Here is a 19,069-nt window from a genome sequence, read left to right as displayed (position 1 = left end):
TTGTATCCATATTATTTATTACCCAGCGATAATCCCGCTTCCAGATGTGCCAATGCCTCGTCAACCTTGACCATAAAATCGGCTTCCTCATGTTCGAAGCAATACATTTGTACGGACATTACTGCTCCCATTATTGCGCCGCAGAATGTAAGCACCTCGAAATCATCTTTAGAACGCCCTGTTCGTTCAGACACAATCGTTGCAAACATCAGCAGCGTATCATTCATTTGGAGCAGTGAAGCTGCACGCAGCTCAGGAACGGATATCATCAGCCTCATCCGTCCCTGCATGGCCTCTTTGTCATCTTCCGCAATCTCTTCAAACCCGGCAAGTAAGGCCGCACGAAACGCTTGAATCAGGGTCAGATCAGGAGGCTGCTTCTTAAAAGCACGAATGAGAATCGGATCATAATCATCATCAAGCACAAGCGCTTCTTTGGTCGGGAAATACCGGAAGAAGGTGCTCGGCGAAATCTCACTCGCTTCCGCGATCTGCTCAATCGTTGTCGCCTGATACCCCTGCTCGCGGAACAGGCGCAAAGCCTGCTGCTGCAGCGTCAAACGTGTCTTTTGTTTTTTCTTCTCGCGAAGTCCGATTTTCACCGGTTCTGACCCTTCTGAATGACCCGGGGACATGGCAGTAACTCCTTATCTCTAGCAAAATTAAGCCTCAGCTGTTGCTGCACCCTCTTCAGGAGGATTGCTTTCTTTGTTTTCAGATATAGTCAGTACCTCTTTCTTCAAGAAGAAGCAGATGACAAGAACGATAAGTATGAAGAAGAAGGATATCCAATAAAGATGCTGGAAGGCGTCTGAGAAGACCCCTTTGATCTGTTCAACAAGACCGGCATCAAGCCCCTTCGGAATACCGCCTTGAGCGGCATGACTCAGCTCTTCGAGACTGTCAGCAGGCACCGAGCCAGCAAGCTTGCCCATTCCCGAAGTAATGCTGGAAGCAAGCAAGCTGCCAAATACGCTGACGCCAATGGTAAATCCAAAGGATTGGAATAAGCTGACGGACGTAATCGCAATCCCGCTATTTTCCTTATCGACAGACTCCTGCACAATCAGATTGTTATTGAATATAACCCCGAATCCAAGACCAAGAATAAGGAAGAAAGCTATAATCTCAATCAAGCTGGAATGCATCGTTAGACTGGTCATCAGGTAAAAAGCGATTGCAGGCAGCAGCATCGATACGATAAAAATATTCCGGTAAGGAACCTTTGTCATCATTCTACCAGAAATAATGCTGGACAGAATAGCTCCGACCATTAGTGGCAAGGTAATGTAGCCGGATGCGATAGGTGTCATGCCAAGCACGTTTTGAGCGAAGAATGGGAAGGATGAGAAAGACCCCATCAGACCAATCGCCATCACAAAGATGATTAACGAAATGACGACAAACGTACGATTTTTGAATAGATGCATCGGCAGAATCGGCTCTTTCACCTTACGTTCAACAAGCACGAAGGCTACAAGAAGCACGGCGCCAAGCACCCACAAGCTGATCAATACCGGCGAGCTCCAGGCGTAGCTTTCCGTTTCGTGAAGCACCGGTGTGATAAGCAGCGAAATAATCGCACCTACAAGCAATAATGCTCCTGCCCAGTCAATACTTACGTTCTTATTGCCTTTCGATTCACGCAGTCCCGCAGACAAGACGATAGCCGCTAAGACACCAACAGGAATATTCACCCAGAAGATCCAATGCCATGAAATATGCTGTGTAAAATATCCTCCGATCAGTGGCCCAAGCAGCTGCGGAACAAACATAATAGCTCCGAAGATACCTTGCGTCTTGGCGCGCTGCTCTACGGTGAAGATATCCCCGAAGATAACCATAGCAAGTGGCATTAATCCACCAGCTCCAACCCCTTGCAGGCCTCGTCCGAGAAGCAGTACCTGCATCGTATCAGCAAATCCGCTGATGATTGACCCAACAACAAACAAGCTCATGCTGAGAATATAAATCTTCTTGCGTCCGTACAGATCGGCCAGCTTACCGAGAATCGGCATGAAGGCTGTCATCGTCAGCATATAGATGCCGGCTACCCAGCCGTATAAGGATAATCCGTTCAAATCCCGGATAATGGTCGGCAAAGCAGTGTTGACTACCGTTTCATCGAGCTCAGAAAATACAAGTCCGATAATAAGGCCTGTGACGATTAACGCTTTGTTATTAGTGCGTGTCAAAGATGACCCTCCCTTGAATAATGTTCATAGTGAGAGTCTATATAAAATGAAAGTGACTGTCAAATTAAATTGACATCCACTTTTTAGTTATCCTTTTAAATCAGTTCCCGCAGCTGCTTCTTAAAGCCTTGATTATCACTTGAATAGCCAAGCGCACGATAAAATTGATGAGCACTCTCCCGATACCCGCTTGATACGAAGATAATATAGGTGCAGCCACGAACACTTGCAACTTGCTCAAGGTGGAGCATCAACTGTTTGCCAACGCCTTGTCCTCTATAGTCTGAGCTGACAATAACATTCTCGATGACCAAGAATGGATAACAGTTTCCTACGAGGTCATAACATTCAATACCCATTGCTGTTCCAATCACTTTATCCCCATCGCATGCTGCGGCGAGGAAATAATGACTGTCGCTCGAGATTTTCGCAAGCTGCCGGCTCATAACTTCCTTATTAGAAGGAACCTCCATCAGTTCCTCGAAGAGCTTGGATAAATCATCTAAATCCATTAAACGTGCTTCTCTTATTACAATCGTTGACATGCTGCTGAATCCTCCTAATTCCCTTTTACGATAGCCTATTGTAACATTCCCACATGCAAAAAGCCGAATCCTGCATAGAGCAAGATCCGGCCTTTCATTCCTACTCCGCCGCCCTCCAGCTGATCATTCTGGAGATGACCGCAAACGATAAGATGAGAAAAGCGATGAGTATCATCACATCAATCGTTACCGCCGTTGTCCACCCTTTTGTCAGCAGCTCCCTAAGAGCAGAAGCCGAATAAGTGGTTGGGAATATATAACCGATATATCTTAGCACCGGCGGAAGCTGGCTCGCTTCCATCATTACTGGCGACAGAAACCCTACGAACATCATCAGTCCCTGCACGAGCATATTGGTCATTTGATGATCCGGCGACCAGAAGCCAATCCCCGCCCCGACCCCAACCATACTAAGAACCGCCAGCAGGAAGACCGGAATAAGTCCCCATTCATAATGAAGATGGATACCATACGCAAACTGTCCAATAAACGCCATAATAATCACCGAAGGGAGTGTGGTCATAAGCCCTCGTGCGAGCTGAGTAACAACAAAGACCGCTTTCGAGATCGGAAGAGAGGAGTAGAAAGTAAAATAGCCGGCATGCTTCTGCCACGAAATTTCCGTGCCTAGTGCATTAAATCCCATCATAATAATTGCGAAAACAATATTGCCGACAATGACATTCACCATGATCTGTTCGGATGTAACGCCATACATAAACTTCATCGACAAGAGCGTCGTCAACGGGAAGATCGTTGCCATAACAAAAATCCACATCCACTGTTCACGTACAATGGCGACTTGAATCCGGAATAGAATGTAAAGCTCCGTCCACATCCTGCCTTTTACAAAAGCCAGCGTATTATCCAACGTAGCTCCCCACCTTCTCCGCATCTTCTAATGCATTCACCGCTCGCTCTTCCGTAAACTTCTCTTTCTGGCCATCTATATAGAGATAGACATCCTCGAGATTAGGAGGAAGCATGGCATACTCATCAATAGGCAGATCACTGGTATGCACCATCCAGTCAAGCAGACTGCTCGCCCGGTTCTTGTCTATAAGCAGCCGCAGCCGGTTCTCACCTGTCTGCTGGATATCGCCCCATTCTTCAAATCGCCTCATTAAATAACCCGCTTCTCCTTCAACAGCTGTCAGTTCCAGCTTCAGCCGGCCATCAACTCGCTGTTTCAGGTGAGGAACGCTGTCAATTTCGAGCAGCCGGGCGTGATTAATAAAAGCAACACGGTCGACAACCCGCTCCGCTTCCAGCACATTATGCGTAACGAGAATAATCGTTGCGCCTTTTCTGTTCTGCTCCACGATAATATCCCATACCAGCCGCCGGTTTAGAGGATCCAGTTCATTCGTAGGCTCATCAAGGACAAGCACTCGGGAATCTCCAATAATCGTTGTGCCAATGCCAATCATCCGTTTTTGCCCGCCGGAAAGCTTCTTAAGTGGTCGTCCTGCCAGATCAGCCATGCTGAACCGCTCGAGCAGCCCCATCGTTTGTTTCTCCGCTTCCTTCTTGGCGAGCCCTCGCAGTATCCCTGTGAATAATAGAGCTTCTTTGGCTGTGAGTGCACCTAGAGCATGAGGCTCCTGCGCATAGTAGCCAAACTCGGAAGCCACCTTCTTCGCCTGCTTCAGTACATTAGTCCCGTTGTACCGGACTTCACCGGAAGTTGGAGCAAGCAGCCCAACGATCTGCTTTATCAAAGTGCTTTTACCTGCGCCATTAGGACCAAGCAGACCTAGAATTTCACCCTCTCGGATCGAAAAGCTGATATCGATATTCGCCTGCTTTTTCCCCTTCTTATACACCTTGTTCACCTGGTCAATCTCGATCAATTCCACTGAAACCTCACCTCTTGGCTCTCAAGATTATGGATTCGTTACAGGTACAGGTGCAAACATATGGATGCCTACTCGGCGCATGGAGTCCCAGATCGGTGAGGTAGCTTCATCGGTGTTCACTAGCCCCACACCTTGAATAAAGCAGATGTAGCCCCATGCCACCTCTCTTGCATCCAGCTTCTGAAGCTGCCCAGCAGCCTGACCCTCTTCAATCACAGCAGTCAGTCTATTCATGCTTTCTTCTGCGAAATGGTATAGTGCTTCGGCTTCTTGTGGAAACCGTTGATGCTGGCCCAATACATACTGAACCAAGCGCAAATAAGATGAGGTGCTCGCCACCATCTGAACATGCCAATCAATCATCGCTAGAATTTTCTCCAGTGGCGTCCCTTCATAAGTGGAGAAAGCAAGGAATGGCTCCCTGAATCGTTCCAGCGGTTCGATGACGGTACATCGGAACAACACCTCTTTGCTCTCGAAGTAGAGCAGAATGGTTGCCGGACTGATCCCTATTTTTTTCGCTAACAAAGCAAATGTCGTTCCAGAAAAGCCATGCTCCGGGAATACAGTGACAGCTGTTTGTATAATAAGATCCCTTTTCTCTTGTCTTGCCTGAGCATTGACGGTTCTAGCCATTTGTAGCAACCTCCCTGCCATTAAATATATAAACGTTTATTTATATAATATGCCGATATCCTCAAATTGTAAATACATCCAATTAAATAAATGATCATACTCACTTGTCGAGCGGCAAGCTGTTTATGGTCCAGCAGTTTTTTAGATCATATTTTTCGAGATTTATTGACTTGAAATATAACCATTAAATACACCAATTAATAGAATACTTCTAATGCAATTATTTTTGGTTTTCACCATAAACGAACTTTTCAAAATAATGAGAAAATCTCTTATACCTAATAATCCCATTGGAGGTTGTACTATTCTTTTTAATCTAGCGAGCTCTCTCGTAATTCCAAATTAAGACAAACGTGACTCTGTCGAAAAATTGGATATTATTAGAAAAACCCTTGTTGACGCTTTCATCTTCCGTCAATTATAGTTATTTAGTACTAGATTGGTGTCGAATAATAGGGACTATTAACCTAAAAATTGACACATCGAGAACCTACTATAAAAGAAGAAAGGATGTGAGTCTATGTTGGCTCGATTATCCGTCTTTACAAGAATTGCTCTATTACTTCTTGTACTAGGCGTCATGCTCACTGTCACGCATCCAACTGCGACCAGAGCAGCAGTGAATGTCGTTGACATTAAGAGTAATGCGATGGATTTCACCAACTACACAAAACTTTCCGGCGATGCTGGAAAGAAGGATGCCGTCTATAAGTACACCAATGTCATTACTAAAGACGGCATTACGATTGATGCCAAGGTAACCATCAAGGAAGCAAGCGGAGCATCCCTGGCAAGTAATACTCTCGACAATAGTGTCAGCGGCCTCAATAACCGGTTCAATCCTTGGGTAACAACTACCCAAAACAACGGTTATCTGACCTTCCACTTTGATTTTATTGATCAGGCAACCGGCAACCCGGTCTCGATCAAGAACTTCTTTGTCACGGTCATCGATATTGACGGCAGTGGCTCATCAGCTAAGGAATTTGTCGAAATGTCCGGCTTTGCGAGCTATTCTGTGAACAATCCTACACAGCTAGTGATTGGAGCTGGGTCCGATGGCAGAACCAGATTCGCAGGAAGAAACTCTTCCCTGTCTGGTACCACATTCGAAAACACGGCATCGGTAATTGTCAATTATACTGCGCCAATTAGTGGTTTGGACCTTGTTGCCGGCAACACCAGCGTTATGAGCGAGCGTCAATTCTCTATTAACTTTGGTGCTCCTGGAGGTACATTCACTACTCCGGTACAAGTAGACAACGGCTCCTCCCCAACGATCGACGTTACGATTGATGACGGAGGTGATGGCAAACTGACAGCCGGCCAAGATAATATGGGCTCGGTTAAAATTTCTGGATCTACAACTGCAGGTGCTGGACAGCCTGTCACCCTCACGGTGAAGGATTCCTCGAACACTGAGCGGAACTATGCAACAACCGTTGTGGCAGGCGGAACCTATTCCGTACAGCTTGACTTCTCTGCTCTTAAGTACGGTACGATCACCGTAGCGGCAGATACCGTCAATGCCCAGGGCAATCCAGCCAAGACGGCAACGGATACAACAAATAAAGTAAATACGGCGCCAACTGCGGAGAATGCTGCTTTTGCAGGAGATGAAGATACGGCCTTCAATAAATCCCTGAGCGATAAAGGCAGCGACATTAACGGTGATTCGATCACCTATACGCTTGTCTCTGGAACTTCGCACGGCACCTTGACCTTGAATCCAAACGGATCTTTTACATACACACCAAGTGCGAATTACAATGGTCCGGACAGCTTCACCTACAAGGTAAACGACGGGTTGCTAGACTCTGGTATCGCTACGGTAGACCTTACGGTTAATTCAGTTAATGATGTACCTGTTGCCAATGATTCCAGTACAAGTACGATGGAAAGTACCCCAGTAGATGGTACGGTAACGGGTACGGATCTAGATGGCGATTTATTATATTTCAAAAAAGCTGATGAACCGCAACACGGCACAGTTAAATTCGATGAGGTGCTAGGCACATACACCTACACGCCTGACGACGGTTTTATCGGAACAGACAGCTTTACCTTCACAGCCAACGATGGCACTGACGAGTCTAACACGGCTACCGTCACCATCACTGTAACGGAAGCACCTAATGCTGCACCAGTGGCACAGGATGGCAGTGAAAGCACAAATGAAGATACTCCAGTTAACGGTTCGGTAACCGCAACAGATGGCGATAACAATCCACTGACTTATTCCGTTGTTACATCGTCGGTTAGCGGCACAGTAACACTGAACCAAGACGGTACCTTTACGTATACGCCAAATGCTAACTTCAACGGAGTGGACAGCTTTACTTATAAAGTGAATGACGGCAAAGCCGACTCCAATGTAGCAACCGTTACTCTGACGATTAACGCAGTTAATGATGCGCCTACTGCGAACAATTCGAGCAAGACAACAGACGAGAACCAGCCAGTAAGTGGAACTGTGACTGGACAGGATATTGATAGCAACTCGCTTACTTATAGTCTTGATACAGCTCCTATTAATGGTACAGTCGTCTTGAACAGTAACGGCAATTATACGTACACACCAAATCCGAATTACTCCGGATCTGACAGCTTTACTTTTGTAGCTAATGACGGGGCACTAGACTCAGATCCCGCTACTGTAAGCATCACCATTAATGAAGTAAACGAAGCTCCTGCTGCACAGAACGACACCCTGCAAACCGAGGAAGACAGCCCTCTTGATGGCAGTGTTCATGCAACAGACAATGACGGCGATAACCTGCAATATTCGGTAGTTGGCCAGCCTTCCCATGGTGATGTATCGATGAACACAAACGGTACGTTCACCTACACGCCTGATACTGACTACAATGGTCCGGACAGCTTTACATTCAAAGCCAATGACGGCTCGGAAGACTCGAATACGGCATCCGTAAGCATTACTGTAACACCAGTGAACGATGCCCCAACAGCTGATGCTTCCAGCAAGACAACTGCTGAAGATACTGAGGTAAGCGACAGCGTAACTGGCCAGGATATTGACAGCAGTCCACTGACTTATGCTCTTGTCACTGAACCTGAGCATGGTACGCTCGTGTTCAATCCGGACGGCACTTATACGTATACACCTGATTTAGATTTCAACGGTTCCGACAGCTTTACGTTTAAAGCCAATGACGGGTCCCTTGACTCCGTTCCGGCAACCGTGACAATCATCGTTACGCCGGTGAATGACGCACCTTCTGCGGTTAACAGCGGTGTTACAACAAACGAAGATACACCAGTTCAGAATTCGGTATCCGCTAACGACGTGGATAAAGACACCATCACTTATACGGTAGTAACTGAACCTGAACATGGTACGTTGACATTGAATCCGGATGGTACTTATACGTACACGCCAGATCCAAACTTTAACGGCGAAGACAGCTTCACCTTTGAAGCCAATGACGGCCATGGCGGCAAATCTACAGGCACCGTTACGATTACCGTAAATCCGGTAAATGACGCTCCGGTTGCAAATGCCGGAACGAAAACAACAACCGAAGATACAGCGGTAGACGGTACGGTTACTGGCCAAGACGTCGAAAGCAACACACTGACTTACACAGTAGTAACTGAACCTGAGCATGGTACGTTGACATTGAATCCGAACGGTACTTATACGTATACGCCGGATCCAAACTTCAACGGTTCGGACAGCTTTACTTTTAAAGCAAACGACGGTACAACGGTTTCTGCCCCTGCTAAGGTTGATATCACGATCACTCCGGTGAATGATGCACCTGGTTCGGAGAACAGTACCGTTAGCACTGCAGAAGATACGCAAGTTAGCGACAAAGCGAAAGCAAGCGATGTGGATGGCGATTCCTTGACCTATACGCTTGTGAATGAACCTGAGCACGGCACACTTACTTTCAACGAAGACGGCACTTTCACTTATACACCTGACCCGAATTATAACGGTCCGGACAGCTTTACTTTTAAAGCCAATGACGGACAGGCTGATTCTCCAGAAGCTACCGTCAGCATTACCGTAACACCAGTTAATGACGCTCCAACAGCAAATGCAGGAACCAACACAACGCTTGAAGATCAACCGGTAACAGGCACTGTAACTGGCGGTGATGTGGATGGCACAACGCCAGCCTACGTTCTTGTGACGGAGCCTGAGCATGGCACAGTAGTATTGAATCCGATCGGCACTTATACGTATACACCAGATTCTAACTACAACGGCCCGGACAGCTTCACATTCAAAGCAAATGACGGCACTGCGGATTCTGCACCAGCAACTGTGGACATTACGGTTACTGCAGTTAATGATGCTCCGACGGTATCTGACGATTCCAAAGTTGTTGAATCCGGCTCCAGCGTGACTGACAGCTTTAAGGCTGCGGACGTTGATGGCGATACCCTCACCATCTCGGTTGTGACCCCGCCTGCGCATGGTACGGTTGTTATTAACAACGATGGCACTTACACGTATACTCCAGACGATGACTATGGCAGCACAGACAGCTTTACGTTCAAAGCTAATGACGGAGAACTTGACTCCAAAACAGCTGCAATCACTTTAACCGTTCGTCTTCTTGACGGCTGGGTTGGCGACCGTGCCGTTACGGATATATCCGAGTGGACAGTCGCGCCTAACAAACCGCTTAAGATTTCTGCTATTACAGAAGTAACAGCAACTGCAGTCAAAGCAACCTTTGACTTCGACGGTCCGGACAACGGAACAGAGAATGATTCGATTACTCTGACTTTGGCTAACAGCGAGACCTACCAAACAGACGGATTCAAGAAATGGGAAAACGTGCAATACCGTCTTCCTGCAGAAGTTACAAGCGGCGCACATGCGGTAACCTTCACCTCTTCGAAGGGTGAAACAACATTGCCGGCAGAACCTGCTTCCAAGCTGCAAAATAATAACTTTACGGTAATCCGTACTGTCTCCATTGATGGAACGGTTAAAGACCGTAAAACTCAGGCTCCTATTGAAGGAGCAAAGGTAACCCTGTATGACCCTACAGGAACGAATAAAGTAGCTGAGATTACAACAAATGCATCCGGTTACTACAGCTTCCCGAATGTACGTACCGAGCATTATCTGGTTGTTGTAGAGAAACAAGGCTACGCAACACGTAATCAAGTGATTAACGCCCTTCCTGGACAAGCAGCTGAGACTACTATTCATCAGAACTTTGAGCTGGTGAAATATATCTTGAAGCTGAGCGCTAATCCTAGCTCCATTGTAGGTGACGGCCATACGATTTCGAAATTGACGGCTGTTCTGACTGACATTGACGGCAACCCGCTTAAGGACGTCAATATTACCTTCTCCGCATCGCTTGGAACATTCCTTGGCGGTTCCCCGACCGCGGTGACGGATGCAGCGGGTAAAGCAACAATTGAATACCAATCTTCCAAGATCGAAGGTATTTTATCGCAAAGCGTACCGGTAACGGCTACTGCTAATGACGTAGAACGCAGCATTTATGCGCAGGAGCAGATCATCATTACGTTTGAGCCTGCCTCTGTAACAGGTGTTGTAGCAACAACGGATAACGGCGCACGCACAATCGTTGCTGGCGCAGTTGTGAAAATTACAAAAGACTTTGACGGTGACGGCATCATCGACTTCGCAGCTGAAGCGATTACCGACGCAAACGGCAAGTACAGCATCGCCGTTCCTCGTGGTGACGAAAGCTACAATATTGAAGTAATCAAGACGGTTCAAGTAGGCAATGAGACCAAAGAGGTTTCCTTCAAGCAAACCGTTGAGGTTGGTGCAGTTAGCGGAAATGCTGGAGAGGTTTTTGAATCAACTAAAACGATTACCGGCCTCCTTACACAAAAGCTTCCAACCGGTCAGAATGACATGCTTGAAGAAGATTTCATGAACCAAGTGACCGTGAAGCTGATTGGTCCGGCACCGGATCATCATGAATACACAGCACCTTTGAAAGATGGCGTATTTAATATTCCTGGCCTTGAACTGAATACGGAGTATCAGATTGCAATCATCTTCAAAGTTCCGGATGCAGAACACGGCGGCTTCAAAGACATTATCATTAACGCATTAGACAACAACGGTACACTCCCAACAATCAAGCTGGCAGCCGATGGCGAAATGAACATTCTTAACGAACTCATTGACCCGTATGGCGACATTACCGACATCAATACCCATGCTGCCATTGACGGAGCAACCGTAAAACTGTATTACGCTAACACAGCGCGCAATATTACAAACGGCAATACGCCTGACACGGAAGTTACCCTTCCGGCTATCGCTGGCTTTGCTCCAAACGACAACGCGAACCCGCAGTCAAGTAAAGACGGCGGCAAATACGCGTACATGGTTTACCCAACAACCGATTACTATATCGTTGCAACGGCTCCAGGCTATCTCACCTATACGAGCCCAACGATCCCTGTCGAGTTTGCCATTGTCCGCCACGATATTCAAATGTCCAAGGCAAGCGTTTCTACTGGCAAGCCTAATGTCGTTGTTAACGTATCGGTAGACAAGGATAGACAGGAAGAAGGAACAGCGGGCAAGGTTAAAGTGGAGTATCTGAACAATGGTACTAAACTAGCAACCGGCGCTACTGTTACACTCACTCTGCCAGAAGGCACAACGGTAACCAATGCCGATGGCGGTAAGGTAGAAGGCAATAAAGTAACCTGGAATGTCGGAGACCTCAACATCGGAGATAAAGGTACTCGTAATGTAGAAGTGAAGTATCCATCGATTGATAAGACTGAGCTTCTCGTGACGATCTCCGTGGAAGGTAAGGCAAGCCAAGCGCTTCTTAACCCAGAGGCAGCAAAAGCTTCCGTGAAAGTGTTGCTGTTCAAGACCGGAGATGAGACTGTTAAGCACCAGCGCTACATTCTCGGCTTCCCTGACGGCAAATTCAAACCAAGCCAGAAGCTGACCCGCGGTGAGCTCGCAGCGATTATCGCACGCCTGCTTAATGGCGGCTCAACAACGCTGAAAGCCGATTACAAGGATGTACCGTCCACACAATGGGCAAGTGGTTATATTCGTATCGTAACAGACAGCGGTATCTTCAAAGGCTTTGCAGACGGCACTTTCCGGCCGAACCAACCTGTTACTCGTGAGGAATTGGCTACGGTGATGGTCCGCTACTTGCAGATTGAAACCTCCATGCCGATTACACCACAATTCGGTGACAGCGAAGGACGCTGGTCCTCCTCTGCAATCGAGGCATTGTTCCGTAACGGCCTGACAACGGGTTATCCGGATGGTACTTTCCAACCGGGCAAAGATATCATTCGTCTTGAAGCCGTAACCCTGATCAACCGCCTTCTGTACAGAGGTCCGCTGACCGATGTGGAGCCATCGTTCCCGGATGTTGCGAAGAGCAACTGGGCCTTCGGCCAAGTTGAAGAAGCAACAAGAAGCCACGAGGCAACTCGCACTTCGGACGGCAACGAGCATTTCGTCAAAGCATTGGAAGACAATGTGAAGTAATAACAGATTAGGCCGGTATTCCTTAGACTGAAGGACTACCGGCCTTTCTTTACGAATAATTATTGACGTTAATTAGGTATTTAGACTAAACTTACTGTTGGTTTATACCGAAATGGAAGTTATACAAAAAAATAGGAGAGTGTTTCTTACAATTATGAACGCAACGTACTCAGAACTACGCGCAAGAGCAAGAGAGAGCCTGCAAGGCAACTGGGGTAAATCGATCCTAGCCCTCATTATATACGGGCTGATTAATGGTGTACTTAACTTTATCCCTGTTTTAGGCTATATTCTACAACTTCTTATTAGTGGAGCTTGTACTCTTGGACTAGTCATCTTCTTCATTGGCATCGCCAGAAAAGAAGGTCCACCAATCAGCGAAATATTCAGCGGTTTTTCGCATTTTCTTAAAGCCTTTGGTGTTTATTTCTTCATGGGTCTCTTCTCACTTTTGTGGGCACTACTCCTCGTTATTCCAGGCATCATTGCTTATTATCGCTACTCGCAAGCATACTACATTCTTCAAGACAATCCGGACATTAGTGCGCTGGAAGCTATTCGCCGCAGTAAGGAACTAATGAAAGGCCGCAAGTGGAAGCTGTTTGTCCTGCATCTTTCGTTTATTGGCTGGGCACTGCTTTGTCTCCTTACTCTTGGCATCGGCTTCCTATGGCTCACTCCATATTTCATGGTTACAGAAGCTCATTTCTACGATGAAATTACAGGCAGAACGACGCCTCCTCCACATCCAGACTCCTTCTAACGAAACGTAGAAAGCTTATTTGGCAGGATTTATTAGCTATGAATAACGGCCGGAATTGGCCAAATAAGAATATGACGGTTCGTTAGCTTAAACGAGAATAGGGCAGTTTCAAAAACCAAAAGGTTTTTGAAACTGCCCTATTCTTTTTCCATCTATTACTTTTGAAGCGAATCAAGAATGGCTTTTACCCCGTAGTTGTTGCCGATTGGGCCGTAACCTAGTGCCAACTCACCGTTAATGCTGTACACGTGGTTATTCGATACCGCCTTCAGCTTCTTCCACACTTCGCTGTTTTCCCATTGATCTGTTGCAGCAGGAAGCGTCTTGTCGCTGTAGTTAAAGTAGCCAAGGAACAGATAGTCAGGATCTAATGCGCTGAGTCCTTCCAGGCTGAGCTTCTCCCCTTCTGTCATCGCGTCAGACGTTGGGACTTTCAGACCCATACCTTCGTAATACGGCTTCAAGTATGCGGTTCCTTGCAGGTAGACTTCATTTTCACGAACCTGTACGAAGGCTACATTGCCGTCCAGATCAGCTAATTTTTCTTTTGCGGCTGCCAGATCTGATTTGAACTTCGAGACATATTGCTCTGCTACATCTTCTTGGCCCAGAATCTCACCAAACTTCGTAACAAGCGATGGCCAGTCCGACCATACATCCGTTTGCTTCTCATCAATCATCACTGTAGGAGCAATCTTCGTCAGATCTGCAGCAATATCCTTATTAATCGCGTTGCCAGCAATGATCAGATCAGGTGCGTAAGCAAGCAGCTTCTCCATATTTACTTGTGTGTTCTCACCAACAATTTGAATGTCCTGAATCTTATCTACAAATGGCTTGTACTCATCAGAGTGAATCACAGAATTCTTTTCAGTAAATGGCAGCGCCAGACCTACTGAATCAACATTGAACAACAACAGGGAGTCAATATAACCCCAATGGACAACCGCAATTTTTTTCGGCTGCTCTTTAATGGTCACTTCACCATTCGCATCTTTAATCGTACGCGGGAATTTAGCCGCATCAGGTGTGCTCGTTGCATTCTGTTCCGTATTCTGCTCAGCATTATTTTCCTTTTTGTTTGTATTGCCGCCGTTGTTATTGCTGGAGCAGGCGCTCAGCAGCAATAACAGGCTTAATGCCGTTAATAGGATTGGAAACCATTTTGCTTTCATTCTTCTATCCCTCTCTCGTTCCTTATAGATAACAATTATCATTATCAATCAAATCGTATCATCACCCCATGCGAATGCAAATAGATAAATTCCTACTTCTATGATGGACGATTTCGCTTCATGTGAAGCCCCATATAACCTGGCGACATGCCCTTATGCTTCTTAAATAACCGGCTAAAGTAATAAGCATCCTGATAACCTACACTTCTTGCCACAGCCGCTACTGTGAATTGCCCGGTCATAAGCAGCTCATACGCCCTGTTGATCCGGTACTGAATCAAATAATCGATAGGTCCGATACCCGTGTAACGTTGGAATAACGACGAGAAGTATTTAGGCTTGAGCCCAAATCTGTCAGCCAGCTGATACAAGGTAATTGGTTCGTTAAAATGATCATGAATATAAGCGGTTGCTTCTTCAATCAGCGGGTAACTCGCTTTATTCTGTTGCGTACGTTCCGATTGCAGCACCTTATTAATCAGATGGTAAAATAACGATTTCTTCTCCAGCAGCAGCATGCTGTCTGGTGAGGATGAAGCCTGCAGCATTCGACCTAGCAGCTGCAGCAGCTCTGGGCTTTGCGGTGCATGAAGCATATGCACATCTATTAATTGCTGTGCATCATCCATCATTGTACGAACAGGTACATAATGAACAAGCCCATATTCGAATCCTTGCTCGCTTGTATGAATCTCCAGCCTCTTCTGCATTCCGCCAAGCAGTATTTTCCCCGGTTCCAGCAAGTAGCGTTCTGTCTCGTTATAGATAAATTCAGCTTGACCGCGAAGGCTTATAAGAACGGCACACTTTGTCGTCGGGCGATCCACATGGCCATCGTAAATGACACCTGGCTCCAGCTCTGTCCGATACACACCATGCACTTCAATAGGGATCTTCACAAATGCTTGCGCCAACTCTTCATGCGGAAAAGCCATATTGTCACGCTCCTTCGAATTCATGAGATAACAGTAAAGCCGGTCAGCCCTCGGCAGAGGTCTAACCGGCCTGCAATGTTCATTAGGTTAACCTTTTGTCCGGAACATTAAGTATAAGAAGTAAGGTGCACCGATCACAGCGACAACAATACCGGTTGGTATTTCCGCAGGCTGCAGCACCCATCTGCCAAGGGTATCCGCTACAAGCACAAGGAATCCTCCGGCAAGCGCCGTTGCAGGCAGCACGACTTGATAGCGATTGCCTACTAACCGGCGGGCCAAGTGAGGCGCTATAAGTCCAACAAACCCGATACTGCCGCTGACGGCAACACAGGAGCTGGCTAGACCAACCGCAGCCGCCAAGAGCCATATCTGCTGTCTTGCAACAGCCGCTCCAAGTCCCGTTGCCATTGGTGCACCAAGGTTTAACACATTAATGGTCTGCGCTTTGAAGAACACGTAAGGCATCAGAATGATAATAAACGGCAGCAAGGCGTATACGTAATTCCAATCCTTACTCCAGATGCTTCCCGCTAACCATGTCGCTACGAATTGATACTGCTCCGGATTAATGCGCAAAGAGACCAGAATCGTAACCGCTGAGAAGCCTGAGCTGATCGCTACCCCATTCAATATCAGTCGATTAGAGGATAACCCCTTATGCCTGCGATAAGAAATAACAAAGACAAGAAATGCCGCAATGCCTCCACCCAGCCAAGCAAGTATAGGAAGTAAGTATACCGGAGCCGCAGCAGGAGTTGAATAGAACGCGACATACAGCAGAATAACCATTCCTGCCCCAGAGTTAATCCCGATAATGCCAGGATCAGCTAGTGCATTACGGGACAAGGCTTGAAGGACAGCACCGGATATGGCAAGTCCCATCCCAATCAGAATGGAAATGATAATACGAGGCAATCGGAAATCGAATAACACCAAATGCTGTTGAGCCGTCCCCATGCCAAACAAGGTTTTTAATACATCAAGAGGAGTAAGCCGGATAACACCGGTGTTCATACTAATCAGGAAAGCGATAAGGATACCAACGATTAATACGGACATAACGAGAATGGCGCGACGGCGTCTCTTCTGTTCCACGGACGAAATTAGACTATTATTCATCTGCTACAGCTCCCTCTTTTCCTTGTTTGCAAGATAGAGGAAGAACGGAACGCCAATAACAGCGATCATTGTCCCAATCGGTGTCTCGAAAGGAGGATTGACCATTCTAGCAGCCAGATCGGCTAATACAACGAGCAGAGCACCAAGTACTGCCGATGTTGGAATAATCCATTTGTAGTCGACACCAACAAGCTTACGGGCAAAATGCGGGACAAGCAGTCCGATAAAGGATACAGCACCCGCTACAGACACGGCCGCCCCTGCCAGCATTATAACAATAATGACACCAGCCAGCTTAACAGGTCCCGTTCGAAGACCAAGCCCTTTTGATACCTCTTCACCAAGGCTAAGCATCGTAATCGAACGAGATAATACCATCGCCCCAATAAGAGCAACTATCACCCAAGGGAACATGATTTTTAGCTGCTCCCACCGAATGCCGGCCACGCCGCCCGCATACCAGAAGGCTAATTCCTGACCAATACGGAAGTAGAGTGCAATCCCTTCACTGAGCGCCGTTAGCAATGCCGATAAAGTAACCCCGGCCAGAACCATTCGGGTTGGGGTAAGCCCGCCTCGAACCGATGCACTTAAGCCGACGACAACAATAGTGCTGACTGCGGCTCCAAGGAAAGAGAATAAAATAATATAAGGGTAAGGAAGTCCCGGTGCAAAAGCAAAACATAAAGCAAGCGCAAATCCTGCGCCGGAATTGAGACCCAGCAGCCCTGAGTCGGCAAGCGGGTTACGTGTCATCCCTTGCATAACCGTACCTGCAACGGCAAAAGCACTGCCGACGAGCATGCAGCCGAGTACCCTAGGCAAACGAAGCTCCCAAATAACCTGATGCTCTTTCAGATCCGGATTGAAATTAAAAATAGCTTCCCATACCATCGTAAATTTAATATCCATCGCACCAAAGGATACGGATAATGCCAAACTGAACATTAGCGCAATAAGACCGCCAAAGATAATCAAAATCGCTGTAACGGGCCTTGAATAAATTTGTTCAACCTCTGAGCCGGCCGAAGCGGATTCAGATTGAACATGAAAATGATCTGCCATAACTCCACTCCACCTGATTGGTATATTCAACGGAAAAAAAGGGAGCAGCAGCTCCCTCCTTTCCTACTTCTTATTGTTTCACAATATCTTTTAATACATTATCGATCATTTGGGAGCTAGCTACTGGTCCGTAGTACAACCAGCTGGATGAACCTTCACCATCGTATTCATAGACATGGTTGTTCTTAACAGCCGGGATGGATTGCCAGATCGGATCCTTCAGCGCTTCAGAGCCAGTAGCTTTGTCGCTATTGATCAGAATCAGATGGTCCGCGTCCAGATCAGCAAGCTTCTCAAGGGAGATTTCATTCCAGCTGCCTTTACCGGCAGCGGAGATCTCTTGCACAACAGCGGGAACTTTCAAACCAAGGTCATTATAGAGAACTGCGCCGCTTGACAGCTTATCGCTAACAACAAAGAATTTGTTTCCTACAAGCCACAGTGCTGCAACCGATTGGTCTGGAATAGCTGCTTGAAGCTTAGCTTTCGCGTCAGTTGCTTTCGTCTCGTAAGCGCTCAGCACTTCTTGAGCCTTGTCGCTCTTCTGCAGAACTTCACCGATCTTCAGCAGGGCTTTACGCCAGTCGCTGTTCACTTCATCACCAAGTACGAAGGTTGGAGCGATTTTATTATATTGCTCGTATTTGCCGCCATCAACTGTGCTGTTTGAACCAAGGATCAGAAGATCAGGAGCAAAGCTTGTGACAGCTTCAAATGGAAGGTCATACGAAATGGTTGGAATATCTTTCAAATCCGTTTGCAGGTAGTCTTGAATTCCGTTTGGAACACTCCATTGTGCAACTGGCTTCACGCCAAGAGCAACCAGGTAATCTTCTAGATAGGAAGCAATAATTTTTTGTGGATTAGCCGGAATCGTAACTTCGTTACCAAGGCCGTCAGTCAGCTTTTGTTCCGTTGGTGCTGCTGAAGTCTCAGTCGCATCTGCCGAAGGCGAAGCACTTTCCGTTTTATTCGTATTATTTGCGTTATTCTCTTTATTCCCTCCGCATGCTGCGAGGATAAGTGAAAGTGCCATTACACTTAGAAGAACTACAATTAGTTTTTTACTCTTACCGAACACGAAAACATCCCCCTACAAACTATTATGTTGTAATCTCGCTTTTTAACTAAGGTGATGATAACAATTCTCATTATCAAAGTCAACAATTAATTATACCCTATTCCTTTAGAAATAAAAAACCTCTAACGCGGTCTCTCAAAGATGAGCGACCGCGTTAGAGACAGATGGGTTTTATATCCAAATTGCATGGTG

13 protein-coding genes are annotated in these 19,069 nt (G+C 46.7%); 2 read left to right on the top strand and 11 right to left on the bottom strand.

The features are described 5' to 3' along the window. Positions 1–11: 11 nt before the first annotated feature. From AC0YNT_RS25000 to AC0YNT_RS24975, 6 genes are all read right to left on the bottom strand, one after another. A complete protein-coding gene (locus tag AC0YNT_RS25000) occupies positions 12–635 on the bottom strand; it encodes an acyl-CoA-like ligand-binding transcription factor (RefSeq protein WP_475807040.1) in 624 nt (207 codons plus the stop codon). Between the two features lie 27 nt (positions 636–662). Beyond that, positions 663–2,195: an MDR family MFS transporter gene (locus AC0YNT_RS24995; RefSeq protein WP_475807039.1), complete on the bottom strand. Its 1,533-nt coding sequence runs from the start codon at positions 2,193–2,195 to the stop codon at positions 663–665. Between the two features lie 95 nt (positions 2,196–2,290). Continuing rightward, positions 2,291–2,740, bottom strand: a complete 450-nt coding sequence (locus tag AC0YNT_RS24990) for an N-acetyltransferase family protein (protein ID WP_475807038.1) — start codon at positions 2,738–2,740, stop codon at positions 2,291–2,293. Positions 2,741–2,840: 100 nt separating this feature from the next. Continuing rightward, positions 2,841–3,611 (bottom strand): ABC transporter permease, encoded by a 771-nt coding sequence (locus tag AC0YNT_RS24985; RefSeq protein ID WP_475807037.1) that lies wholly within the window; start codon positions 3,609–3,611, stop codon positions 2,841–2,843. Further along, a complete protein-coding gene (locus AC0YNT_RS24980) occupies positions 3,604–4,599 on the bottom strand; it encodes an ABC transporter ATP-binding protein (RefSeq protein WP_475807036.1) in 996 nt (331 codons plus the stop codon). The genes AC0YNT_RS24985 and AC0YNT_RS24980 overlap by 8 nt, the downstream gene beginning before the upstream one ends. 27 nt (positions 4,600–4,626) lie before the next feature. Further along, entirely contained in the window at positions 4,627–5,235 is a 609-nt protein-coding gene (locus AC0YNT_RS24975; protein ID WP_475807035.1) for a TetR/AcrR family transcriptional regulator, read from the bottom strand. A gap of 520 nt (positions 5,236–5,755) precedes the next feature. Here AC0YNT_RS24975 and AC0YNT_RS24970 point away from each other — a divergent pair. Both AC0YNT_RS24970 and AC0YNT_RS24965 read left to right on the top strand, forming a co-directional pair. After that, positions 5,756–12,736, top strand: a complete 6,981-nt coding sequence (locus AC0YNT_RS24970; RefSeq protein ID WP_475807034.1) for an Ig-like domain-containing protein — start codon at positions 5,756–5,758, stop codon at positions 12,734–12,736. Between the two features lie 154 nt (positions 12,737–12,890). Next, complete coding sequence (locus tag AC0YNT_RS24965; protein WP_475807033.1) at positions 12,891–13,499, top strand: DUF975 family protein; 609 nt, start codon at positions 12,891–12,893, stop codon at positions 13,497–13,499. Between the two features lie 155 nt (positions 13,500–13,654). Here the strand turns inward: AC0YNT_RS24965 and AC0YNT_RS24960 are convergent, their stop codons facing one another. The 5 genes from AC0YNT_RS24960 to AC0YNT_RS24940 form a co-directional block, all read right to left on the bottom strand. Beyond that, on the bottom strand, positions 13,655–14,674 hold the full coding sequence (locus AC0YNT_RS24960) for an ABC transporter substrate-binding protein (RefSeq protein ID WP_475807032.1): 1,020 nt from the start codon (positions 14,672–14,674) through the stop codon (positions 13,655–13,657). A gap of 98 nt (positions 14,675–14,772) precedes the next feature. After that, on the bottom strand, positions 14,773–15,609 hold the full coding sequence (locus tag AC0YNT_RS24955; protein ID WP_475807031.1) for a helix-turn-helix domain-containing protein: 837 nt from the start codon (positions 15,607–15,609) through the stop codon (positions 14,773–14,775). An 87-nt stretch (positions 15,610–15,696) separates the two neighbouring features. Then, positions 15,697–16,731: a FecCD family ABC transporter permease gene (locus AC0YNT_RS24950; RefSeq protein ID WP_475807030.1), complete on the bottom strand. Its 1,035-nt coding sequence runs from the start codon at positions 16,729–16,731 to the stop codon at positions 15,697–15,699. 3 nt (positions 16,732–16,734) lie between these two features. Then, complete coding sequence (locus AC0YNT_RS24945; RefSeq protein ID WP_475807029.1) at positions 16,735–17,796, bottom strand: FecCD family ABC transporter permease; 1,062 nt, start codon at positions 17,794–17,796, stop codon at positions 16,735–16,737. A gap of 70 nt (positions 17,797–17,866) precedes the next feature. Further along, positions 17,867–18,877 (bottom strand): iron-hydroxamate ABC transporter substrate-binding protein, encoded by a 1,011-nt coding sequence (locus tag AC0YNT_RS24940; RefSeq protein WP_475807028.1) that lies wholly within the window; start codon positions 18,875–18,877, stop codon positions 17,867–17,869. Between the last annotated feature and the right edge of the window lie 192 nt (positions 18,878–19,069).

The organism is Paenibacillus sp. J22R56, from assembly GCF_056269375.1.
This window is presented reverse-complemented; position numbering and strand designations above follow the sequence as displayed.